At 51.1% G+C, this 24,552-nt stretch carries 18 protein-coding genes; 8 read left to right on the top strand and 10 right to left on the bottom strand.

What is annotated here, in order from left to right; genetic code table 11:
* Nucleotides 1–3 precede the first annotated feature (3 nt).
* From ACN0RL_RS14220 to ACN0RL_RS14240, 5 genes are all read left to right on the top strand, one after another.
* Nucleotides 4–3,369, top strand: a complete 3,366-nt coding sequence (locus ACN0RL_RS14220; RefSeq protein WP_417517899.1) for a DEAD/DEAH box helicase — start codon at nt 4–6, stop codon at nt 3,367–3,369.
* A 442-nt stretch (nt 3,370–3,811) separates the two neighbouring features.
* Entirely contained in the window at nt 3,812–4,660 is an 849-nt protein-coding gene (locus tag ACN0RL_RS14225; RefSeq protein ID WP_417517901.1) for a hypothetical protein, read from the top strand.
* A complete protein-coding gene (locus tag ACN0RL_RS14230; RefSeq protein ID WP_417517903.1) occupies nt 4,657–7,650 on the top strand; it encodes a hypothetical protein in 2,994 nt (997 codons plus the stop codon). The genes ACN0RL_RS14225 and ACN0RL_RS14230 overlap by 4 nt, the downstream gene beginning before the upstream one ends.
* On the top strand, nt 7,647–9,065 hold the full coding sequence (locus ACN0RL_RS14235) for a hypothetical protein (protein ID WP_417517905.1): 1,419 nt from the start codon (nt 7,647–7,649) through the stop codon (nt 9,063–9,065). The genes ACN0RL_RS14230 and ACN0RL_RS14235 overlap by 4 nt, the downstream gene beginning before the upstream one ends.
* Nucleotides 9,062–9,676 (top strand): condensin complex protein MksE, encoded by a 615-nt coding sequence (locus tag ACN0RL_RS14240; protein WP_417517907.1) that lies wholly within the window; start codon nt 9,062–9,064, stop codon nt 9,674–9,676. Before ACN0RL_RS14235 ends, ACN0RL_RS14240 begins: the two co-directional genes overlap by 4 nt.
* A gap of 469 nt (nt 9,677–10,145) precedes the next feature.
* Here ACN0RL_RS14240 and ACN0RL_RS14245 read toward each other — a convergent pair whose 3' ends face one another.
* From ACN0RL_RS14245 to ACN0RL_RS14270, 6 genes are all read right to left on the bottom strand, one after another.
* Entirely contained in the window at nt 10,146–10,541 is a 396-nt protein-coding gene (locus ACN0RL_RS14245) for a hypothetical protein (RefSeq protein ID WP_417517909.1), read from the bottom strand.
* On the bottom strand, nt 10,538–11,209 hold the full coding sequence (locus tag ACN0RL_RS14250; protein ID WP_417517911.1) for a hypothetical protein: 672 nt from the start codon (nt 11,207–11,209) through the stop codon (nt 10,538–10,540). Before ACN0RL_RS14250 ends, ACN0RL_RS14245 begins: the two co-directional genes overlap by 4 nt.
* Before the next feature lie 135 nt (nt 11,210–11,344).
* The gene (locus ACN0RL_RS14255) at nt 11,345–12,487 is read right to left on the bottom strand and encodes an AAA family ATPase (RefSeq protein ID WP_417517913.1); all 1,143 of its coding nucleotides are present in this window, start codon (nt 12,485–12,487) and stop codon (nt 11,345–11,347) included.
* Nucleotides 12,488–13,463: 976 nt separating this feature from the next.
* The gene (locus ACN0RL_RS14260; RefSeq protein ID WP_417517915.1) at nt 13,464–13,925 is read right to left on the bottom strand and encodes a hypothetical protein; all 462 of its coding nucleotides are present in this window, start codon (nt 13,923–13,925) and stop codon (nt 13,464–13,466) included.
* A gap of 6 nt (nt 13,926–13,931) precedes the next feature.
* Nucleotides 13,932–14,195: a hypothetical protein gene (locus ACN0RL_RS14265; protein ID WP_417517917.1), complete on the bottom strand. Its 264-nt coding sequence runs from the start codon at nt 14,193–14,195 to the stop codon at nt 13,932–13,934.
* 226 nt (nt 14,196–14,421) lie between these two features.
* Complete coding sequence (locus ACN0RL_RS14270) at nt 14,422–14,904, bottom strand: putative molybdenum carrier protein (RefSeq protein ID WP_417517919.1); 483 nt, start codon at nt 14,902–14,904, stop codon at nt 14,422–14,424.
* Between the two features lie 712 nt (nt 14,905–15,616).
* On the opposite strand from ACN0RL_RS14270, the gene ACN0RL_RS14275 reads away from it, so the two are divergent.
* Nucleotides 15,617–16,189, top strand: a complete 573-nt coding sequence (locus ACN0RL_RS14275; protein WP_417517921.1) for a hypothetical protein — start codon at nt 15,617–15,619, stop codon at nt 16,187–16,189.
* Between the two features lie 75 nt (nt 16,190–16,264).
* Here ACN0RL_RS14275 and ACN0RL_RS14280 read toward each other — a convergent pair whose 3' ends face one another.
* Entirely contained in the window at nt 16,265–16,543 is a 279-nt protein-coding gene (locus tag ACN0RL_RS14280; RefSeq protein WP_417517923.1) for a hypothetical protein, read from the bottom strand.
* Entirely contained in the window at nt 16,543–17,199 is a 657-nt protein-coding gene (locus tag ACN0RL_RS14285) for an integrase domain-containing protein (protein WP_417517925.1), read from the bottom strand. The genes ACN0RL_RS14280 and ACN0RL_RS14285 overlap by 1 nt, the downstream gene beginning before the upstream one ends.
* 1,844 nt (nt 17,200–19,043) lie before the next feature.
* On the opposite strand from ACN0RL_RS14285, the gene ACN0RL_RS14290 reads away from it, so the two are divergent.
* Both ACN0RL_RS14290 and ACN0RL_RS14295 read left to right on the top strand, forming a co-directional pair.
* Nucleotides 19,044–19,532 carry a hypothetical protein gene (locus ACN0RL_RS14290; protein ID WP_417517927.1) on the top strand — a complete coding sequence of 163 codons (489 nt, stop codon included), beginning with the start codon at nt 19,044–19,046 and terminating at the stop codon, nt 19,530–19,532.
* A gap of 6 nt (nt 19,533–19,538) precedes the next feature.
* The gene (locus tag ACN0RL_RS14295) at nt 19,539–20,090 is read left to right on the top strand and encodes a hypothetical protein (protein WP_417517929.1); all 552 of its coding nucleotides are present in this window, start codon (nt 19,539–19,541) and stop codon (nt 20,088–20,090) included.
* Between the two features lie 189 nt (nt 20,091–20,279).
* On the opposite strand, the gene ACN0RL_RS14300 is transcribed toward ACN0RL_RS14295, so the two are convergent.
* Together ACN0RL_RS14300 and ACN0RL_RS14305 are read right to left on the bottom strand one after the other, a co-directional pair.
* A complete protein-coding gene (locus ACN0RL_RS14300; protein WP_417517931.1) occupies nt 20,280–20,714 on the bottom strand; it encodes a hypothetical protein in 435 nt (144 codons plus the stop codon).
* Between the two features lie 771 nt (nt 20,715–21,485).
* Nucleotides 21,486–24,401, bottom strand: coding sequence for a plasmid replication protein, CyRepA1 family (locus ACN0RL_RS14305; protein WP_417517933.1), 2,916 nt, complete (start codon nt 24,399–24,401; stop codon nt 21,486–21,488).
* Nucleotides 24,402–24,552 lie beyond the last annotated feature (151 nt).

Genomic DNA, 24,552 nt, shown 5'->3' on the forward strand with positions numbered 1-24,552 from the left:
TTTATGCATGAGGTTTTCGAGCAGATCGAAAAAACACTGGCCGGCCTGAAGGATTTTCAACAAGCCTCTGTGGAGCGAGTGATTGAAAACTTCTTTTCAGAGGGACATAGCGAGCGAGTTCTTGTGGCTGACGAAGTTGGTTTGGGGAAAACCATTGTTGCGAAGGGGGTAATCGCAAAAATGCTTCTCCGGAAGATCAATCAAAGCCTGGAAGCTGGCATTGAGTGCCCTCGGCAACCTTTTCGCGTGACCTACATCTGTTCCAACCTGGCCCTGGCAAACGAGAATCGTAAAAAGCTGGCGGTGTTCAGTGGCGATCTTGCCAAGAAATATGTCAGAGAGCCCTCGTTCGGTCGGTTGGTGGAGTTGGCAGCCAGAGAAAGGCACGGTGCCAATGGGCAGTTGCTTGAAGTCTGTTCACTGACGCCCTCCACGTCGTTCTCGCTTACAAATAGCGATGGCAACGTGTGGGAACGGCATATCCTCTTTCAGTGCTTGATGAGCCACAACGCACTGAAGCCGCGGCGATCGGTACTGGACCGGTTGATGCGCAGTGAAGTCAAACAGAGAACCTGGAATACCCGAGAGCGATGGTTTCAGGGGTGGTATGAGCTGAATGAAAACCTTGTAGATGAGTTTCTAAGTGATCTTGAATCTGAGGTGTCGCTTTCAGAGGACCTTGCGGATTGGCTTGAGGTTTCTGGCGGCTCTTGCATTGATGCGCTGGAGGCAATCGGTCGTCGGTTATCTGACTGCTTGCCGGACGACTCCGAGAAAACCTGGAATGAGGTTTTGGGTGTCTTGGGGGGTGGCGCATCAGATGTAAGCTCCGCTTCTTTTTACCGATTACGCTCGGAATTGCGGACCAAACTGGCTAAAACCTGTGCCCGACACATTCGCGCAGATCTATTCATCCTGGATGAGTTTCAGCGTTTTAATTCCCTTTTGGACATGTCGGCGGATTCTGAAAACGCACTGATCGCACAGGAGGTGTTTAAGCGTGATAATCCTGGGAAAATTCTGCTGTTATCAGCCACGCCTTTTAAGGCGCTCAGCCGCATAGAAGATGATGAAGTTGAAGCCTCCCACCAGGAAGAACTACGCCACCTCCTGACATTCCTTATGAATTCCGATCAGAAACGCCTTTCCGAATATGAGGCTGCCCGAAGAGAGCTTTTGGCGACCATTCTGCGACTTCGAGATGACTCATTTTCAGTTGAGGATCTTTCGAGTGCTGAAAAGCTGAGAGTGGAGCGGGCCCTTGCAGATTTTATTGCCCGCACCGAGCGTGGGCAGATCGGTGAAAACGTTGACTCGGTATTTAGATCGGAGCGCCTAGATTGCGCGAAATACTTCAGCCAAAGCGATATCAATTCATTCGCAGCAATGACCGGGCTGGCGGATACCGTCGACCAGGTGTCTCAGGCAAGACACGGTCATCAACTAATGGAGTTCTATAAATCAGCTCCCTGGGCGTTGTCTTTTCTCGGCGGCTATTCATTCCGAGACAGGCTGGAGCGGAATCTGAAGAACGCCAAAGTTCGTTCTGCTCTGGGGAAGTCAACTCTGGGCTGGCTGCCTCGGGAGCGTGTTGCTAACTTTCGGTTGAATCTTTTGGAAGACGCTCCCAATGCGAAAGTGCGTGGTCTAGTAGAGCGGATTATGAGTGACAGGGTTGAAGAATTGCTGTGGGTTCCTCCCAGCGCACCGCATTACCCCTTGCATGGCCCGTTTGCAGACAACCTGAACTTCACCAAAACCTTACTGTTCTCGGCCTGGGCAATGGTTCCAAGGGCCTTGAGTGGATTGTTGTCCTACGAAATCGAGAGACGTCTTCAGAAAAGAAAGGGCGGTCGCTCCAGATATTTTGTTGAGGATAAGAAACGGAGTGTTCCGCTTATTCGCCTGGAGGGTAAGAATGCGTTGACAGGGTGGTCACTGATTTATCCGTCACGAGTGCTGGCGTCAGAGACGTTAGTCCGGGGTGATACGACACTGGAAGAGCTCTTGACCCAGCGGAGTATGCAATTTGGAGATAGGCTGAGAAGTCTTCATCAATATGAGTCTGATGGGCCTGATGATCACAATTGGTATGCGTTTGCCGGTATGTTGCTGGACCATGCCACTGGCTACAGCGATGAGCTTGAAGATTGGCTGGATTGGCTCCGGACCGAGCTAGCAAGTTCAAAGGATGTAGGACGGCGGAAACATCTGGATGAGATTGCGGACAGCCTGGAACAGCTCCTGGACGGGCAAAAAACGCTGGGCAAAATGCCAAACGACCTGGCTGATTATCTGGCCCTGCTTTCCGTGTCAGGACCTGGGGTATGCGCGCTGCGCATGATCTCAGGGCTTTACGATGTTGGGTCGTCGGCCGAATTAAAAGCAGCGGTTGGAGTCGCTTTTGGGGTGCTGACCCTATTCAATAAGCCAGAGTCGATTTCGGTCATCGAAAAGCAATCAGGAACCCGGCTAAAGAACGCCTCCCAGCTCAGCAGTGTCTGGAAATCTCGCAAAATATTGAACTACTGCGCTCATGGCGGCTTCCAGGCCATGATCGATGAATATGGGCATCTATTGAAGGGCAGCGGTCTTTCCGCTGGAGAGGTATCAGACAGGTTTGCGGGGGTGATGGGCTTTCAAACGTCATCCGTGACCTTTCAATACCTGGGCCAGATGGATGGCCACCGGCATTTAACCCCGCTGAATGCCTCGCTGCGTTGTCATTTTGCGGTGCCACTGGGCATACAGAGCGCGACTGATGACAAGCAGCAGGTGCGTGTTGAACATATCCGGGACAGTTTTAATTCTCCGTTCAAACCATTCATGCTGAACTCCACATCCATTGGCCAGGAAGGTCTGGATTTTCACTGGTATTGCAACCGAGTGGTTCATTGGAATCTGCCATCCAATCCAATCGATATTGAGCAAAGGGAAGGGCGGGTGAATCGCTACAAATCGTTAGTGGTTCGCCGCCGGGCGACTGAGCATGCGAATTCGCTCGGATTAGACCTTGATCAACCGGTTGATGGCGGAGACTACTGGGAAACCTTGTTTTCAGAAATTGACCGTCACTCTGAAAATCGCACCAGTGATTTGACGCCTTACTGGCATATTCCCTCAGGCACCGCGCAAATTGAACGGCTTGTTCCAATGATGCCCATGAGCCGTGAAGAAGCACGGTTGGATGAGGCTCTCAAGATTCTCTCCTTGTATCGCCTGGCGTTTGGTCAGCCCAGGCAGGAGGAGCTTTTGGGTAACCTGGTTCGGAGGGAGTTTTCTGAGGATGACTGGGAGAAGATTCGGAGTGCTCTGGTTATCAATCTGGCACCTTTGAATCAAATAGTCCCCAGAAATCAACCGGCGTAGCGATGGTTTCTACCTCAGTCGCGACGCGGGTCGAGATGTATTCGCGATTTACGACTCTCATGGGTGAGTCACTTGAAGCGACAGCACATGTCGGCTTGAGGGGTTAACATCAGAATGAGTAGCAAGTGTCCTCCTCTCCACCTAAGGAATGGCCATGCCCGACTTCGACCAAGACTCTGAAAAAACCCGTCTCATTAAAAATCAGGCAGCCGCTCACGCAATACTTTTTCCGACTAGCAAGAGAGCTGGAAATTAATCTGAAGGGCTTTGTCGAGACGATTAATTAATTGGCGTGTTTCGAGGACATGATGATGTGAAGCGTTAATAAAATCGGTAACAACATAATAAAGTCGGTAACTCTCATGATGGCTAAGGTACCAAATTAGAATACCCCCATGAATTAAGGTCTGGCACATCATCAAACTTCGCAGGAGTAAAAATCGTGGCACGACGCATTTCGCGGAGCCAGCTGTTGGGCTACCTCGATAAACTATCGCGAGAAGAACCCCTGTCTGAGCCTAAACTATATCAGGCCGCACACCAGTTCGGCCTGTCCATCGATCAGTTACTTGTCTGCGCCACTCGATCGCATATCCGGCGCGACCTGGTGACATACTCGGGGGTGGATCAAGACACCCTGGCACAGTGGCAACGTATCGCAGAGGAACGCCACGAGGTTCCCCGGATTGACCAGTCCAGCATGGGTAATAGCCACGGCGCTCGCGTTAGCGGCGCCATGGTTAATGTCCGTAGCGCCCGCCAGCCACACCCTCAGGTTGTCATGGTGAACGATCAAGGCGAGATCAGCGCGCCATGGGGGAGCAACCCTGCCGCCCGGCTGGTCATCGTGGAGAATCTTGAGAACTTCCTGAGCCTTGACGGCACGCTGTCACTTCTCCCTGCCTGTGGGCTAAGTTCGGCCTGGCAGGACGCCGATATCGTCTACGGCAGTGGTAACAGCATCACGAACATTCTGCTTACCCCTTTTTTCCAGCAGTACCAGGAGATCGGCTGCCTGTTCGATCCCGACCCTGGTGGAATCCGCATGTGTGACACGCTTCACCAGCGGGGAGACCTCCCGCCCCTCTACTTTCTGGCACCAGCGGATCTTCGGGAGCGCCTGACTGCGTCCACGCGAGAACTCAATATGAAGCAACGCCAACAGTTAGCCATTCACATACGCCGTTCACCGCCCTGCGCTCATGTAGCTGGCCTGATCCACACTACGGGTAAACACCTCGAACAGGAAACCTACCTTCTACCCCTTTCAACTACGGAGAGCACCCGATGAATCTGGGCTTTGATACCTTTGATACTTTCCGCTTCAAGCAGCTGGTCTTCGTCAACAGTGCGGCTTATGCATACACCCAGATCCGCATCGATCAGCACACCGCGCTTTTCGGCGAGAACAACCTGGGCAAGACCTCCATGCTCAACGCCCTGAAGTTGTTCCTCCTGCCGGAGGTTAACTTCCGAAACTGCGGCAGCAAGTTCAACTTTCGGGGTACCAACGGCAATCTTTATGACGGGATGGCGAGCTTTCGCTACTACTTCCCGGAAGACCGCACCTTCATCATACTTGAAGCCGAGAATCCCCACGGCGACTTCTGTATTGTCCTGCATCGTGGCGCTGCCACCGAAAAAATGGAATACGCCCGCCTGGTGGTGCCTTGTCCTTATGAAAGGCTCGAAGCGCTATTCTGGGATGTCGATGCTGGCGGGGACGGCGGAATCGGCGCTCCGGTCGAGACCATGACCCTGCAGGGGGTGAAGGCGCTACTGCATGAGATGGGTGGTGAGCCGCTGAGTGACCCGAAGACCATTCTAGAGCGCCTGTTCACCAACCAGCCCTATGACAAGAAGGCCGGACGTTATAGCCTGCTCCCCCTGCGCAATGGCGCCGGCAAGCCTGAGATGGATGCATGGCGCAAGCTCGTGCACCTCGCATTCGATATCTCTGCATCGGACGAGCGCACTCTACCAGACACCCTGGCTACCATCATCGAGGGCCAAAAGAGCCGTAAAGAAGAAGAGTTGCAGCTAGACCTCAATGCGATCGTAGAAGAGGCATACCAGCTTCGTGAGGAAGGCGACCGCATCACTCGCATCCGCAACGCCTCCGATAGATGGGAGAAGTTTAACGAGAGGTTCAAGGATGAGACGCAACTGCGCGGCCAGGCGGCCAAAGCCTATGCGGATCTAAATGAAAGCGTGGAAGTCGAAGAAGGACGCCTGCAGGAGGCGATGGAGGCAGCCTCCGGAGCCCTCACTAAGGCCGACAGCCGTGCAGAAGCCCTTCGTGACATCGCAAGAGAAACCGATAATTCGGTCAAAACTACCGCTGCGGAAGTGAAGGCTACTGGCAAGCAGGTAGATCGCCTACGCAAGGAAATTAATGCTGCGCATGCAACCCTAAATGAGTTCCCCGGCATGTCTGGCCAGGAGATTATAGAGAGCCTTGATGAGCACATCGTCGAGCAGGAGCAATACATTGAGGGCTACAACAACAAGGCGGTCGCCCAACAGCAACACGCCGACATTTGTAATCGACTGGCCGGCAATGAACGCCAAGCCAAACGGCTGGATGAAAAGCTCACCAGTCGCACTCCGACCCTGTTGGACGACCTCACTGTAAGTGATGCCAGTATCCTGAACTCACTGAACCGCTCACTGGGCACCACCCACGGGGTGCTCACACACGAGCAGAAACAAGCATTCGCCCATTTCAGCCAACAGTTCCTGTCCGAAGATGGATCCTTGGTGTTAGGCCACCATCACGAGCGTATCGCTCTGAGTGATATTGCATACCAAGAGTATGACGCCGAGAAGTCCCGCCAGCACATGCAGGGCCAGCTGAACGAACTGAAAGCGATAATTGCCCAAGACAAAAAGTATCGCGATAAGCTCTTGGAAGAGGCAACCATGGGCCCGGAGGAAATCGCTCGTCGCCGCCAGCGAGCAGAACAGGAAATCAGCAAGGCTAAGAAGGACAAGAACTCGCTCAACGCCCTCGACGCCAACCTCCAGACACTAGGGAGCCTGGAAGGCGAACTGCACGAAAAAGAAGAAAAACTGAAAGAGCAAAAACACCAGTACGGCATAGCTGAAGTCCAGTGGAAGGAAGCCGATGAAAACCGCCAGGAAGCGGGGCAGGAGCATAAAAATATTAAGGGTCAAGCCCAGCAGGTACGCTTGATCCGGCAGCGCCTCGACCGCATCGGCAAAGATGCCAACAACGTTCTCGAAGGTCGCCACAAGGTGATCAAACCTACGCCTTGCGAGGTCAGCGAGGCCAATATAGTGGCCCTTGAGGAAAGCGTTGATGACCTGAGTGCTCAGCGCAATAAGGTCCATGAACAGCTTCGTAAACTGCTCACCATGGACATCCTGTCCAACACCGACAGCCTGGCCCACCTCAGCTCTTTCACCGGTGATCAGGTGGCCGACTTCCACGAGCAGCTCAAGGCGGTGTTCGACAACCTCGACACCCAGGAGGCAAACTACCGCCATCAGGTCGATCGTCACAATAAGACCACGCACTCCCAGGTCGACATCCTGCGAAGCGCCAAACAAATGGTGGCTGCCTTCATCAGCGGGATCAACGCTGAAATGGGACAGTTCTCGATCTCTGATCTGGAGGAGGTGCGGGTGGACTACAAGCTACACCCACGTTTCGAACAGCTCCTGGCCGACCTTGAGAAGGCCGACCTCCTAAGCGACGAACTGCAGGACAACAAGGTCTATGAGCAGCTGAAGGCCTTCCAGGCCGACTTCTTTAACGCGGACGCCCGGCGAACAGGGATCCTGCTCAGCCTCGACAAGATCTTGGCCGGTGTGCATTACAAGTACCGCAAACGCGGCGAGGAAGGCTGGACGACGAATGCCCAGTCAAACGGCACGACCATGATGATTACCACAAACCTGCTCTCGGTATTGATGTCGCGCCTGGTAGACGGTGACGCCCAGGTGACCATGCCACTGGTCATGGACGAGTTCGGCTCCTTGGCCACCCAAAACATGCGCACCGCTCGCCAGATAGCCGAGCAGCACGGCTACTGCCTGTTTGTGGCCAATCCCAATCGAGACTCGAAAATTACACAGGTGCTTGGCAACTACGTCCACCTCGGCCTATTCCACGCCACCCAGGCCTATGCAGAGAATCGCACTGTCGTTCACCACGGCCTCTGCGAGTCACTCGCCCGCAAGGGGACTCTCACCAGACGGGCGGCAGACACCCAGATTGAAGGAGCGTCCCTTTCGGAAGAGGAGGCTAACCAGTGAACATCAAGTCGCCGTTCGTGCTGAAGCAGATCATCGAACACCGACACCTCTTTACCCAGCTGGTGGCCTACATCGAAGATCACGACGGGGATGTGGAGATCCCCTCCAGGCTCTACCGCTTCATTGTGCGCCAAGCTATCGAGACGGAAGCAACCCAGGGTAATGACCGCGAATGTGAACGCATCCGCTACACCCTCTCGGAAGAGAACCTGTTGCGTGAGCGGCTGATCATCAGGAAAGATCCTGCTCGCGGCACACTGGTGCTGGCCCCCTTCGTCGTCGACATGCTGCGCCACTTTGATATCGGGCGTATGCGAGGGTTGAGCCAGGCGGAGCTTGAGGATCTACGTGACGGCCTCAACCAGAGCCTTGCGGCCTTCCAGGAGAGGCCTATCGACCTGAAGAACGACGACTTCACAGATGAACTGCGCCTGCTCAGGCGTCGGATACAGGACACTCTTGGCAAGATGCAGGAAAGCATCGCGGCACTCGAAGCTCAAGGGGATCACCTAGCGGATCAGGTGGAGCAACAGGACGTGGGCAGCCTCGAAGGTGCGGCGGAAACCCGCAAGGCCTTAGAGAACATCAACCGCATCTACCAGCGATATATTCTGCCAGCACTCGAATTCCTCGACCCCAAGACACGTTTCAAGAAAGGCGTCCCAGCGATCACTGCCATACGCCGCATTGCCAAGCTGGCGGGAGAAAGCGACCAACCAGCGCTCAATGAGGAGATGCAGCTCTCAGCCAACGCCATCCAGAGCTATGTTAAGGACATCGACTCTCTGCGCCTTTCACTTGAACGCTATGTCCGTCAGGACCGGCAGCAGCGTCAGCAGTACGACGCCATCGAGCGAGCCTTCAATACGATCCGGCTTGCCACAGAGGAACGTCACGACGATAGCTTCCGCAATCTCTACATTCCGGTTCGTCACGCCGCCATCCAGTCACCAGGTACCTTTGTGGGAATCAAGCGGATGCGCTTTGCCCGCCTGGACTGGCATGACATCGACCACCGGGCAGATATCGAGGAATTCACGGATCGACGCATCGAGGAGCTACGCAGCCAGCTCGATAAAGCCGGCTCTGTTACGGTAGACCCGGCGCGAGCGAGGCGCTCAGAGGCCGAGCTGCAAGAACAGTTACGCCAACACGAGATCGAGGCGCTACTCGAAACGTGGACGATCCACGATGATTGCCAAGACCTTCACGCCTCTCTTCACGATTACTTAGGCAGTAACCTTGAGGGCTACACCCTCAGCGACCTTCTGGAAGCCCTGGACTGGGTAATGGCTCTGCCGGACTTCAAGTTCCATGCCCGCTTCGAGCATCTCGAAATTGCCCACGGCGAGTTGGCACTGTCATACCACCCCCTCATTCCTCGGGAAGCCCCCACCAAGGAGATCACCGCATGAGCGACACCCCCTTTACCCAAGAAACAACCCCTGGACAGCCGGTTGTCAATCGTCGCTTGAGTCAGGAAGCTTTTCGCAAACTGACTGCGGGCCAGGTCATTAACCAGACCCAGTATGTGAATGGACAGGTAGCGCCCAATCCCCTGTTCGGCGAGCTCTTCAAGGAGCGGGACCGATACTACGTCGAGGCATACGCCAACATGGGAATGGAATTGGTACAGCGCCCGGGTTTCTTCTACGTCCGCTCTCTTTCTGAGGCACAAAACGATGATGACACCAGGGATCATGAAAGCACTGGCGCCATCCGCCAGGTTCAGGGGGTACTACTGGTACTAGGTCGCGGCGTGCTTGAGAAGGGCTTCATGTTCGAAGCCCTGACGCTACCTGATGCCGGCATCTCTCGGGAAATCCTCGAAAGCATCGGTAACAACCCGATCTTTAACCAGATTCTCAAGGCATGCAAGATGGATCAACCGCTCCCAGAGGCGGTAAAGGTGGCTCTTGTGGATCGAGACATCGCCTACTTCAATGTAAAAGGGAATCTGGTGCTTGCCGAAGCCGGGAAGGCGTTCTTCGATGATCTTTTCGTAGAATATCAGTCTGGTGAATAGACATCGGAGAAAATGCTTTTTTGTGGATTTATCAGTCACAACTAGAGCAAAGCCCAGTCCATTCCGAACAAGCAGCGTAGCGCTATCATTGACGGCGGCCTAGCGGGCTCTTTGGATTCACGGTTTCTCAGTCCCGGCAACTGGTAAACTGGACGGAAAAAACCGCCAGTACAGGTTCATGGGAATGCGGCACTGAATCAATTTGTCATCGAGTTCGGTCATCGCCTGTACGGTCACCTGTAATGGAGTAGGCAGTTACACAGATTGATTTACAGGCTCCTTTGGGATCGATACTCAGGGTACTGAAGGAATGTTGCACGCCCCCGAGCGGAGGTCACTCGTGGCGTGCTGCTAGTGTTTTTGGGCACCGCTAGCTGGCCTTGCTTTTTCTTAGCATACCTAAATCTTCGAAACTACCAAGACATCACGTATTGTGTCGTTTCTAAATGCCGCGGTGGTCCGCCTTAAACTAGTCGTCTACCGCCAGCATTGGGTTTACAGCTGTAATGTCTGAGTTTGAGCGAAGGATGTCGATCAACTCTGCTTCGGTTAAGGGGGTGCCCTCGTTGTCACAAATACGGTCCTTTTGGAAGATTGCCCATTTCAGCTTTGGTGCCATCGTAAAATCAGAGGCTTCCACGTAATCACGATGGGCGGGCTGTACACAATCGAATTTTTGCGAACAGCGGACAGTCATTCCGATGCCCGGTACAATTCCCTCATTAATCACCGTACCTTCGATGTGAACAAATTCCACCGGAGCTGGTTCATCACGACTGAACTCTTTCGCATTGAAATAATTAATAGTAGTTTCTATTTCAATATCATTTAGGCAGGCCCTAAGTTCGTTTTCGGTTACTTTCATGCTAATTCCTCTACTAAAGGCAATATCGAATGATTTACAGCCAGAAAGTCACGGTATTTTAAAAAGTAATCATAAATATCACCGGGATGAAACATTACGTTGTTGGTAAAGGTTTCCTCAATGGCCAGATTTTTAAGTTCACTATCTAAAGCAGAAGAAGTGATCATTAAGTTCAAAAACATCTTCTTTTTATCACTGCTTTCATAATAGGAATTCACTTTTTCTCCTATGTTTCGATCACAAGGAAATCGTTGAAGTTTGAGCGATACCAACCCTTGAAAAATGTCGTTCAAACTCTCGTGTGATTCTTCAAGATTAATATATGCTTCTTCAGACTTAGATGTGCTCCACTGGTCGAAATTCTTCCTGTAAGAGGCAATGAGTGAGTCCATAGCAGATTTAAATTTCCAAATGACCAGTTCCGGGAGTGCTGGCCCAATGAATGCGTTGAAATGTTTAAGGTACTCATCGTCAAGTTGTCCTGTCGTCAAGTCGACATCTGAGACCAACTTCAGGCCTGAAAACTCTTTACCTTCGGGTTTAGTAACGTCATAGAGCAGTGTGAAGTAATAGCCTGGCTTGGTTACGTAAATCGTTTCACCAGTCATTTTGCTGATGCCTTCGGCCCAATCACCGTGGTCAATATAATTTGTCTCGGAATTTTTCATATAATTACCTTTAGTGTTAAATGGTGATACAAAAGTATCATTGATTTGAGTGCATGTACCTCTCTCTAATTGATTGAATAATCCAATTACACGAGAAAATACATGCGCTGGGTTTGCTGAGTGTTAACGGACCGTTTAAATTGTTAAATAATCTTTAGTTTGCATTGTTCGCGTTGTTGGCTTTGGAACGAAATAGTGATCGTTTTCAAGCGTCAGTAGCTTTTCGTGAACTGCCCAGCTGAGCAGCTCTTTTAAACGGTCTTGTTGAATATTGATAATCCCTCCGATCTTGGCCTTGGAACGTAGATGGCTGTATGTCATTCCACTCGATGTGGAGGTCACCTGATTGAACTTGATGACTTCCTGGATTGATTGGCTCAACCGTCGGAACAGTTCTCCCTCTGATTCTTCTGGATTGCGTGAAGCAGGTGCTAGCAAACCGTTATCTAGACGTTCCAGGCTTACATGCCGGGTCTTGCCATAGTTGAATTTTTCGATTTTGAAGCACAGTGCTTCCTTGGATTCCGCTCTCGTACCTTTCTTGCCAGGAGATAGCGTTGCTGAGAAGCGAGTTGCATTCAGCAGTGCACTGGAACCTCTCGCCGTGCTGCTATTGGATTTAGGCGGGTGGTGAATCATGAGAACAGTTGCACCTGTCTCTTGTGCAAGAACCTCTATCCAGGCCGCAGTAAAACTGGCATGACTGTGCTGAATCTCGTCTAGCCGGTTGACCCGGGTATAGCTGTCAATGACGATTAATTTGAGGTTATCGAGGTTCTGGGCTGCTTTGAAAAAATTACCAAAGTGAACCGTTGTGGTGGCGCTCCTTGATGATTTCCCGTAATCGAAGAATGGAAGGTCAGTCGCAGGTCGCGAGAGAATTTTCAGGTTCTCCTCCATTTTCGCTTGCAGATCATCGGGGATTGTCTCTTTGATCCGATGAAGGCGATTACTGACCTCGCAATCGTCATCCTCGCTTAGATACATCAGAACGGAGCCCTGCTGAACCCCGAGTCCCAAAAAGTCTGCACCAGTGGCCACGCTGGCGCCGAGTTGCATTGCTAGTGTCGTTTTTCCAATGGCGCCCGGACCATTGAAAAGGCCGGCAACACCCTGAGGGATCAGTTTGTCGACCAAGAACTGCCGCTTGGGGGGATTCCCGCGCATTAGTGCGGAGATGTCTCCCTGCTGAAGGTTGAAAAATTTAGCCGAGTAGTCGCCCGGGTTATGAATGGCCTGTTTCAGCTCGCTGTTGGCGAATGAATGATGCGTGTTCATAAATTCTTTCCTTTATCGTGTTTGAGAATTCCGCCGGTGGTGTTCCGCAGATTCGTCCGGTGATAACCAATGCTGGCTGGGGCATAGGTCTCGGTTCTTGGCTGGTGGGGGGGGACGGGTATATATACCCGTCCCCCCCCCACCAGCCATACCTCTTTGCCTCTTACCCCATCCAGCGGAATAACTGGTTTCTCTCAACCAGTTTTCAGCGTTGGCTTCGGGACAACTGCAGGGTCACCCTCTGCGTGACGTTTTTAGAATAGGCTGATATGGCAGATCATCGCAACCCACTAAAAGTTCCGAAAAAACGCTAACGTGATGCTAAAAAAGCCGATAATGTCGAAAACGGACGGTAAGAGGATGTCTGTCTGTCGAGGTTCGACAGGGAGAAGCTCAGTTGATTGTCGATTTCCAACGTCCGATTTTTTTAACGATCTGTTTTTAAAGGACTCCGAGAATCACTCGGTCGAGATAGGACATTGATGAGAGCTATGTCGAGGTTCGTCAGGAGGTGTGGCGTCTGTTTTCGACATTAAACGGCCCAAATTGGGGCGTAATTGATCAACTTGTGTAAGCCTAAAAATGTGTATATTTTACAATTGTTCACAATTTTTCGAGTGGTTTCTTGGGTCAATCAGTTGAAGCAAGCGATCTTTTGGGCGCGACGGGCTTGCAAGAAGACTTATTCGATGCACGTGGGCGTGCCGGGATTAGCGAAGGACGGTCCGAACGTTTGATGACAGGGATGGATGAGATTTACCGAAAATCACGGGCAACGGTTCGTATGGAGCGGCAGACGAGTAAAGCCCGTTATGGGATGCGGCGCCAGCGTCTTTCTTAGAGGTACACGACGGATTGGTCTCAGCTGCCAGAGGAGGATTGAAGCTAGAAATCACAAACAACGGTGGTCTTACTGTGATAGCAATCCGAAAGAAATGGCGCCTCAACAAGAGTGGCTTTTCCTAAGCTTTCCCGACTATTTTGCTTCAGTGAGAAAATAACCAAAACACTCATCATCTACCGAAACGTTCAGCTTGGTGTTGCAGTATTGGCACCGGAAAGCCGGATAATCAAAGTAGGCCTCTTCGAGGTAGTTTGGTGAAATTCCACTGCCGCAACCCGGACACTCTTTCATGGCGAGCGCCTCGGAATTCATTTCCTTAATCTCCTCTAGCGGCGTTCGTGCCAACACTTGATTTACGTTATCCCGCGACAGCCCAGCTTTTATCATCCGATTCGATAAAAGATGTATAGCGACATCGTTCATGATTTTTTTCATTTTTTCGGGATCATTAAGAATAGCCCGTTCCGCATCGTCTCGTTCTTTCGACATAAATCTTTGCTCAAATGGACCCGGAGCGGACATCCGCGAATGGGGTTTCAGGTTTGCTATCTTGTTTACGCGGATTCTCAATTTCGGTTTGGTTGCAAATCCCAACTAAGCCTATTCGCCAGGAACAATCACTTTCCATGGATTTTGATCCATAACTACCGGATTTTTAGCGACTATCTCTTGGTAAATTCGGATCATGTTACCGGCCGCCTCGTCCATAGTGAGCTGATAGCTGTCAAAAGTTTCAACAGTGTTCGTAACCAAAACCTCCTGCCATTCTTCAGAAAGACCGGAAAACCATAAATTTGAACCGCCTTTTCGCAATGCTAATTCCGCCGCCACGAACTCATTATTGTAAGGAATGGGTTCCTTCATAGGTCACCTCGCTGCTTTGATTGGTGATGTGGTATCGATGAGCATGCGTATTCGCATCGCGTGTCCAGATTCTGCGGAGCACCCACTTAACTGGCACCCCCCCAGGTAAGCCCAGTCTTGGTTTCATTGGTTGACAATGCCAGAGATATCCAAGATTCCCACTGAAGCCTCTGACGGCCTAGATGGCGCGTCTTCTTTGGGAAGATGAGCATCACCATCTGCACTATCAGGGGCCCCATTCAGGCTTCGAAGATGCTATCAGCGTTTTACCAATTGCTTGTTTTACGAAGCCGTAAATCCCCGGGTGATTGCTGGCTCGCGGGCCCGCTACGTTCAGGGTCGTTACGTTAAATTTATCAGTGAACTCAACCAACACAGCTGCCGCTTTTTCCGCATCGATCAACGAAATATCAATTAGCTTGTAGGGTTTATTGAGTCGGATACAGAATTGCAGGGTCAATTCGGTACCGCCAGAAAGAAAGGCATCGTAGAAAATGGCTGTGCCGTCCGAATCTGCGACATTTTTCCGAGTGCGCTGCCGATACCCACCGCTTATTTCTTGAAGGCCATAATGATCAGGAGTCTCGCCATCTTCGGCCTTCTTACCAGCAGGACAACTTCCACTAATCGGAACTGAAGCCTCAATAGCTGCATCGAGAGCGGCTCTGTCTGCCCCTGTCTGGCCACCGCTGATGACCTTTGTAATCATTGTCTACTCTGCACCACGTATTTAATTCTCTCGCCGGAGTGTGTGCTCTTAATACCCGCCACTATTTTTTCAATTCGTCGATCATTCTGGCTCGAATCTCCTTAGGATCTCGTTATTGAATTGTCGTCAACCCTCGCGAACATAGACTTTCCACCGGATGTTTTCGCCTTTTTTTAGTTTGATAAGCTCTGGTTCGCGAAAACCATGGATCCCAGCCGGTCAGAGAATAATCTTGCCCTTTCAACTGTTGTGCATTTACGGGGGATAGTGCCAGCCTTAGCTACCTAATATTGCGCGTTGAGAGGCTTTGGCGCAATGCCCTGCAGTGCAGGAGTCAACGGAACAGGTTGAGTTGAGAATGATGTTGAGGAGGCCGAATATGATTTGTTTCACGCAGTTGCATAATGATCTTGCATCCCAATTCGGTCAACCTGAGCCGGCAGCCCATTGCATAAATCGCCCACGCTGAAGTCTGCCCAAGAGCGGTGGTAATCGGCATTTCCGTCCGTGGCCATTGGCTTTCTCTAATTGACGTTACATGACGCGAGCCCGTTATTACGCAGCCCTAGACTTGGCCAGGGCTTTGTATTTTGGATGCTTTTTTTCGTTGATCTGGCTCCAATTGCAATTTTTCGATAATTTGACGAAATTCCTAGGGGGCTGAGATATGTATCCTGATTGTTGTAAACCAATAGACAACAGGATAAAACTTATGAATTTTATCGGTCACACCCACTGGATCGATTTGCCATGTTACAACGGTGATCGTGTAGATAAAGAAGGGCACCCCACTTGCTACCGATCAAATCCTCAACAAATTGACGCAATAACAATTTTTCTCGCTGCGCTAATGGAAAAGGCACACTCATCTGTCTCTGTGATGTCGATGCTGCGGACTCATCACGAAGTAATGCTGCGTCAACTCAAAGACGCGGGCAGACTTCCGGATGCGGGACAATTGATGGGTGTAGATTTCTGCTACGCTGGTGGGGTTTGCCACAACGCAGACACGTTGATTGTGTTGCCTGTGATAGCAACCGGGACGTCATATGAACCGTTGATTAATGAAATTCGTGATCGGTCAACGGATTTGTTTGATGAGCTGGAACAACAGGAATTCGAGCGAGTAATTGTCTTGGGCGAAAGGCAAGCTTGGCTGTCCATCGGAGGATATTTTGCCAGGAGACTTGCCGAAATCCCTTCCACTACTTATCCGGTCAGCGAACGCTCATATAAGCATGACATCGTTGAAGCCGTTGAAACATTGTTTGGCGATAAACGCTGATCCAGTCAATTCAGCTACTGACGACTCTGCGGGCCGGCAAGGTGAAAAAGATCGCCTAACGGCCTAAAGGGGGGCTCACTCTCCAAGAAAGGGCGGTGAAGGCGGTTTTCCCTCGCGGCCCAGCAGGGTCCACAACTGGCAGATGGCATAGTAATAATCGCGCGCAGTGGTTGGTGCAAAATCATGAGCCTGGAAAAACTCATGGACTTGCCGGCGACCGATTTGCTCAGCCGGACGGCGGCACCATTCGACAAAAATCTCAATCCGCTCGATTTGCCTCCGGCGTGATTTTTTACCTCCTTTGCGGGCATAGAGATGAAGCTTGTGTCGAAGCTCCCGATGAATAAAAGCCATTAGCGTTGCCCTCCGAGATACGCATTGGTGATATCGATACGACTGTGGCCGAGTTCGGCTGAGATCTGCTGGCGGGCCCTCTGATCAACGTCCCGGGGCGCGTTGCCGCCTAATACCGGAGCGCGAAAGCCAGTAAGCTGTTCGTATCGTTCACATGCGTAAGCACTTCGCAGCTCGTGAATGCCTCGTATGCCGAATTTCTTCAGGGTCTCGCGGATATGGCGAAGGCCAGTCTCTCGCCAAGATTTCCAATCTTCTTCCGGGGGCATCACTGCCCGTGAAGATCCCTGAACATCGGCTGCTTGTTGTAATGCCGTAAGGTGCCTGTCTGAACTGACCGTGAATCTCCGCGATCTCCCGCCCTTAGTGCCTCGCTCGATAGTGACTTCTCCAGTTTTTACTGCCTCATTCAACGCAGACACAGCATCCAGCAAGCTTGCCTCTTTGCTGCGCACGCCCAGTTCCCGAGCAAGGCATATGATCGCTTGGCCTCGGGCGTCCAGTGCCGACGACGCCCGTTGCAGGTGTTCGCGATTGAGGCCGGTCGGTGGGGTTTTGCGCACGTGAATCCGCTTTGTGATACCACATTCAGATTGGCAGGTCGGGCTAACAGGTACCCACTGGCCCTGTGTAGCCAGGGTCAGTACGCTGTTCACCGCACTCACTCGGTTCTGAGCGGTTGACGCACCGATCGATGGCAGCGCTGTATCTGGGTGAGTTTCTCCCGTTGGGCGGTTGAGATTGCTCCGGACCTGCGCGGCAAGCTGTCTCCCATATTCAATGACGAGTGCGGTATCAACATGCTCCATTTGCCGTACGCCATGCTCAGCTGCAAACTTGCAGAATTGACCCCACCGTTGGCCTTGATCTGCTGAGGTCTGAAACGATATTGCACCAATCATTTCGGCATTTTTTAAAGCAAAAATACCGGCCTTTTTCATGCTCCTACTGCCTAAGCCAAAGTTTTTACTCATGGTTTTCCCCTAACTGAATCCTGTAATGTTAAATTTTTCGCAAGTCATAAAGTGTTGGAGGGCGCTCGCAGACCCATAGGGAAGCGGTTGTTTGATGTGGTTGTATACATCCGGCAGGCCGCGCTGCGATGGGCATTTGTGAGTTATCAAGTGTGAAACGTTGGTGCTATGGCGAGAGTCAGTCGCATGCCGTCAAACAACGTTTTACAACGCGCTTGATAGCTCCGGCTTAACGGGGTGTCCCCGTCACCGCTGCCCTTTGCGGTGCCTGTCACACGAAATTATTGGGTGCCCTGTCGGGCAAAGGTGGGAGTGCTACGATCGGGTGAATCTGGCTTTCGTCGTATTTCGTCCAATTTCTGCTTGGCAAAAATAGGCTGTGGATGGCTCAACCACGCCTTCTTCGAAACATTTCATGCAAAACGTCTCTGTGGAGGCTACTTGGATAGAACCAATTTCGTAGTCGCGGTGACACCGCGGTGGGGGAGAGCTTGCGATACTCGGCCTCGACCGAAGTGAGACATGAGGGCCAAAAACGCTATTCCAGGATCTCATAGAAGTCGCGAACGCATAGACGTTGCTAATGGCCTGGAGAACAGCATTTCGATGACGCCTCAACGGGCAGGAAAGCTCAATTTATGGTTGCCGAAGCGGTTGGGAGTCGTACTTTACTAGTGGGCGCCCTTAGGCGATTAGATGAGGCCGTGTGGCCGATATTCGGGGAGCAGAGCGAGGTGCTTGCTGTAGTAGAAAGCTGTTTGTTTAAAGTGAGGCCAGCTACCTCACAGCTGCATTGCAACTTAACACTCAAAATTTTACGGCTATCTTGGCGTCAACGCAAGGGTTTCGGGGGCGAATTGTCGCGAACATGTTCGGGATGAGGCTGAAACGTTCTTGCCTCACCGTAATTGGTGCCAGCCGCTTCGCCGAGAAAAACTGAGCGTACCTGTAGTGTACTCGCAGTGTACCGGGAGTGTACTCAACCCTCCCAGTCTCAGAGCTTTTTTATGATTTCACCGCATCCCAAGGGCTTCAACGCCTGTTTGTGTACTCCCAGTGTACCTGCAGTGTACCGAGAGTGTACTCACAGGAGTTCCTAAGGCGGTTTCTGACGCATATTCTGCTAAAAGGGTTGCGCTTCGCTGCAGGAACTGAATTTATAAGATTCCGGCTCTGACACTTTTAGCGTGTAAGAACCACAGTATAACGAAGAGAAGGGCAGGTCACAGCCACCATTTGAGTTCGTCGTTGGGTATCGGAGTGCCTGAAAAGTGTCAATCAACTATTACTACGAGCTGCCGCAATGTGTGTTTCATCAGTTTCTGAAAGGTTGCAGTGGTTCAGTGGTTCCGGACTACCTCGTAGATGAAGGAGGCACTCGACCATGGTCGGGAATAGAAAGATCAGTAGCGGTGCCAATGGCATTCAATTGCGGTCTCTTTCGGCAACAACTTCGGCTATTCTCTAGGGTATTGTTACCGTATTAAATCTTTCGCCGGTCATGTTGTTTGAGAGGGAGTAACGTAATGGAAATGACGGTGCCCGAAGCCCGCTTGGAACTTATTCTCCTTGAATCGAGAGTAGAAGATTTTAGTGGCGCTGAACGCGATGCTACTTTTTTGAACGCAGGATTGCCGCCCGAGGTAACCCTTCGGCTTCGGGGGCTCTGGGAGAAAACATGCGTGGTCGGTGGCAAGTTGTATCGAATCGGGAAAATAATTCTCATGGAGTTAGCTCGTTTCGCGCGTGAGAATTCGCATTTAGCGATCGGCATCGCACTCGGGGCCGGTGCAGGCGTATTGGTCTCGCTGATACCGATACTTGGGCCAATTCTTGCGCCCCTTGTTGCGGTATTAGGCGCTGGCGTTGGTGCGGTAGCCGGGGCACGAATGGATCGCCGGAACTATTCTGAAAATGGTGCAATAGGCATAGCTCAAGAAGCTATTCTGATTGCTCAAAAGTTTTTTGAGCTTTTTGCTGCCATCTTCAAAGCACTTTCCTCGGAGCCCAACTAAGCAAAGATGAAGCCACTGACAGAGAAACAATACGTAGATGCGCTGGAGAAAATGAAAGCCAGCCCCAGGGATCGCATTGGCATTTTGGGTGAGCTCGGTGCTACGGGTATGGGGGCTGCTGCGGGTGCGGCGCTTTCTGGAGCCGCCGCAGGTGCTGCCGGTGCAGCGACATTCGCAGGCTCCTCGACTTTAGCTTCGATTATGGGTGGCGTTTTTATAACTACAACGCCTGTCGGCTGGATTGTTGGTTCGGTAGCCGTGGGTGCCGGTGTGGGATACGCCATCAGTAAGCTAGTGCGCAGCGGTGGAAAGGCAGACGTGTATCGTGTTCACTCAATCCAAGAACTCGAAGCGCGTATTAAGCAGATCAGGGCAGCGCTAGCCGATGATGCCGCTTTTGAGGAGAAATTCCAGCAAGTCATTACTGGGGTCCAGTACTTGGTGGTTAATGGCCGTATTGATCGAGAAAAGGCAACTGAACTGATTGCAGGAGTCGAGCGGAAAATAATCGACGTTAACGATGGGCTTAAGGCCATTGAAGATTTGGCAGCGGCTTGAAAATCGCTGCTGAGCGGGATTTTTGTGCAGCAAAAGGCCACGAATTCTACTAGTACGGTCAAGCCAAGCATTAATGCTTCCGTATCCGTTTTTCAGTAGTTTTTTTAAATATCGGCGGTGTTATCTCCAGTCGAACAGAGTCAATGATTTTTGATGGTGTAGTGGACCGCTTGATCAACACATCTTTTATTACAAGAATCCCGTTAAATGAGTAGCGCAGTTGACCTGTGCAGCTACAGTTTTTCCGAGACGAACGAAGTCGGGTATCGCTTCTACCTTGTCCATTTTCATCGACGAGAGTCCTAAAGTCGTGCCTGCTTGTTTCAGGGAATCCTCAGTTAACAAGGTGTCGTACCTGACGTAACTAAAGAGCTTTCCATAGCGCCGGTTACTCGTGACGCAGCCGACTTCATTGTCAATTTTTGGCCCAAACCTGCACTCTCCAAGCATCCGGCACATTAGATCATTCTCTGCGGAAGCTCCGGCCATCAACCAACCTGGGGCTGCTCCTGCGGTGCGCCATATACCGGTTCCGTTTGCATCAATGGTGTTGCTCAAATTCTCAACTCGACCAGTCCCGACCGAGACCAACAACATACGATCGACACCGCTGGTCCATTCCAATCGATACTCTGGAAGGGTTGCCATCTGGAAAAGCTTAAGAGCTGGGTTGTTGTGTGGGGTTAATCCTCCATCCTGAAAGACCCGACACGACGCAGAATTGCCGGTGTTGTCTAGGGAGTGGTGGTCAAGAATGAAAAAGTGGGACAATCTTGAGACATAAAAAATCAGCCACCATAACTTGACTGATTTCCTTATAGGGAATTGGTCGGGACAGTAGGATTTGAACCTCTGCCCGACTCGGGAATAGCAGTGTCGCCGAGAACTACTCGCGGAATCATTCCCACTCGAAGTTTGAGGGTATGTGGGGTGATATAGATTAGAGTCTTTCCCGGCCATGAGGAAGCATGTCTCGGCCTGCAAGTTCCGTCGCTTGGGCGAGCCTCGGCATTTGCTGGTAACTACAAGTTATATTCTTCGCTTCAGGTGTGGCAGATAGACCGTTGTTTCTTAGTATATTACCCCCAACCTGCCACACCGAGCAGCTTGGTGAAACTTTGTTCCCATGGCCGGGGAAAGCTTGCTTGGTTTTCAGGAGTTGCGGAGCTCTGATAGCCTAATGCGTCGGTCGGAGGCGTATCCTTTCCCCGGCCAAGAGCAAACTTTATGGTTTCGGTGCTAGGTGTGGCAGGTAGGACATATGCTCTTAATTTATAACCCCCAATGTGCCACACTGAGGGCCGTTGTGCATTACGGTTGAGGTCACATGGCCAAGAGGCGCCTCCAACCCATTTCTGTGGCCAGGGAAGAGCTTTGCCACTTGTTTCCAAGAGGTTAGTGCAATTCCCGCTGGCTATGTTCACGATATGTTAAATCTGTCTCGACCATTTTAGTCACCTCGCGACGATAGTTGCGCTGGTCGGCTAAATGCTTCAGTTTTTGGTAACTATCGAACGTCACAGCATAAAAGCGCTTGGCGGGGTTTCCCGTGCCACTTTTTTTTGTCAACTCTCTCTCAAAGCACTCAACTCTGCGTTTATCCGCCTCCTTGACGGCAAGGCCAATATTTTTTAGCACCTTGTTCATCAGGCGTACGGGTTGGCCGCTTTTCTTCGTTAACGCAGGCGCGACACCGAGGAAATTGAGCAGGTTTGATTGCTCGAAAATTCGGTCTGCCACGATGATTGCTGTATCGTCTCGGTAGGGTCGTCCAATGTCGATGCCTGCAAACAGCCATCTGAGTATTTTGGCCGTTGCCAACGGATATTCGCTGTGAATAGCTGAATTTTTCTGCCGAGTGTTTTTAGGAACGATTCCCCTGAAGGCATCGAATAGATCCAACTTTTTAATCCCCCGGCCATGGTCCCAGAAACTGACTAGCTCACGGGTAAGAGGAGCATCACCTATGCCGAAACTCATTCGCAAAGCGTGGGCCTCTAACATGAGATTTTGTGCCTCTGTGCGGTTGCGGAGGCGCCGAAGTTCTACGATTTCAATGTCATCTAAAACCGGAGCTGAGATCAGTGCATTAACATATCGTTTCTGTAGGTGTGCTGCAGCCGAGGCTTGAGCATCAATGAATGATTCGCTCGGCCGATGTGAGCTCGGCACCAGATTCCATCCCGCGGCGTCGAGTTGCCAAAGAAGGCCCGCTGCAAAGTCATTTTTCGTGTGTTCTGCCTCTGCCTGTATATCCGCCACGAAATGATCGAACGATGTAATCTGCTGATTGTGGTTCTCTAGGTTTGCTGCCATTTCTACAGCTTGAATCTGAGCTCTGAAGTCCAATGCTCCTATATCCTTTTTTCCGAGCTGTCTGAGCCCGACAACGAAGTTGTTTAGATAACGGACTCGCCTCAGCTGCTGAAACGCGTCTACCGGCGTATGCGCATATCCACCACCAACGTAGAGCCCTAGGGTGAAACGTTGTTCCTCCGGAACGTCTTGATGCTGAATTGATATACCCGAGCTGATGACAGGTGAAGCGATAACAACGTCATAATAACGGCTTTCCACCTCCGCATTCGCCAGAAGTCGATTCTGTGGTTCCCCGCCTTTATTGTCCGAGTAGACTGCGAGGGTCCGATAACCCTTCTGGGTAAAAATCTCCTCCAGTTCCTTCACAGAGGTTACCGCCTCTGCCGCAACACAGATTTTTCCGCCGGAACTGAGTTCTGCCAGCCCTCGCTGGGCTATGTATCCCACAGCATCTTGGCCCAAATAGTAAACACCTTGGATACCAGCATCCTCTGGTTCGGGGACCTTAATGATTCGAAAACTCTCACCAGGGCGGCATGTTTCCAAAAAGTTAATGGTTCTTGTATCAATATGCGCATCGGCAACGACCACGCATTGTGCATTCGTCACAAGGTTTTTTAGGTGTTCATAAACCTGACTGTTTCTTGCCTGAGAGCTGCTGCAATACTTTCCAGCGGCGAAAAATCTAAGTACTTGCGAAATCTCATCAATGAATAGCACACGGTTTTTATCAACGAAAGAAGCGAATTCCAATTTGGTTATGGATGGCAGGCATATGGCAAGACCCTGGCTGGGGTTAATGGGTGGCTGATCGTTGTAACTGTTTAGGGCGAGACGCTCCGCGAGTTCGGTAGCTAGGCTGACCCGATGGCAAATTGCCATAAACGGGAGACCTCTTGCTGTAGCCCATTCAGCCAAAGGACGCCCGACCCTCTGCGTTTTGCCAGCTCCCATTGGTGCCTGAGCAACTATGACACCCTGCCACTCAGGGTCTTGGATGGTAGGGAGTCCGGATGAGCATATTTCTAGTCGATGCGAGGTGGCTACTGTTTGAGGCAAGCTTACGGGCATCAGTGCCTTTTCACGGCGAAGGTTCAATTGTCGAGAAAGCAGCTCCCAGATGTTATCCATCGTCTGCGGATGTATAACAGGGTTTTCCATAGAATCCTCTATAAGGTTCTGGAGCTCGCTCACGCTCATTTTGACCGGCACCTCAGGTAATAACCGACGAGCGATGGTCAGCGCGAGAGATGCGGCATGTTGTGGGTCGTGGGTATCTGAAAGCTCTTTCAGCCAATGCTTTCGAGTTCCAGATAGCTCGATGTAATCCAGTTCATGAGCGCGAAAGACGGGAATTTTGGAAATCGGTGAAAGAGACAGGATCTTTTCTATGTCCTCAACCCCCAGATCATGGAAGCTCTTGGTCAATTTCGACATGTAAAATGGCATCAAGGTGGCCATAGCGTAGTTTATTGAGGTGGAAGTAGATCGAGTCCACGAGGTGTTGGCAAAGCCGGATTGTGTGTAGGTGGTCGAACTCACAGCGATACAATCATCCGGATGATAGGGAAACATCTTAGTGATGGTTCGCAACCATTCAGGTTTCCAACAGACGATGACGGTACGGCCTGTTGCTCTCCATAACGTGTACCCACTGGCGTAGTCGAGGCAGAATATTCGCCCTTTTCCATCACCTGTAATTCTGGAGTAGCCGGCGGAGCCCTGAACCAGTTCCGAGAATTGTCCGTCCTGGCCAATAAGCATCAGATCAACAAGTGGGAGGCCATCACCTTTGAACATGGGAATGAGAAGTTGTTTTTCCTCCTCGTCGAACCTGATGTCCAATAGGCCTGGTTCAATATCTGAAACCTGTAGAAAAAAATGGTCGCTTTTGGAGAGCGGCGTTTGCCCGGTCTGCCACCGAATGTGTGCTTTACAAGTGGTGGTGGCGTTAAACATTGGATTGGTAGGCTTTTCAAATTGCTGAGGCATTATTCGATTATTCCGATTTAAGTATGAGGCTATAACGTAAAGAAAATGAACCCGTTTCAATTTTCTGTAATTTGTTTTTTTAGAATAAACAGGCTTAGTTCAAGTAGGCAATACCCTGAATTTGCCTCATATGCGAACCTGCGAGCATCGT

Origin of the sequence: Marinobacter sp. (assembly GCF_048259445.1) — a bacterium.
Lineage (GTDB): Bacteria > Pseudomonadota > Gammaproteobacteria > Pseudomonadales > Oleiphilaceae > Marinobacter.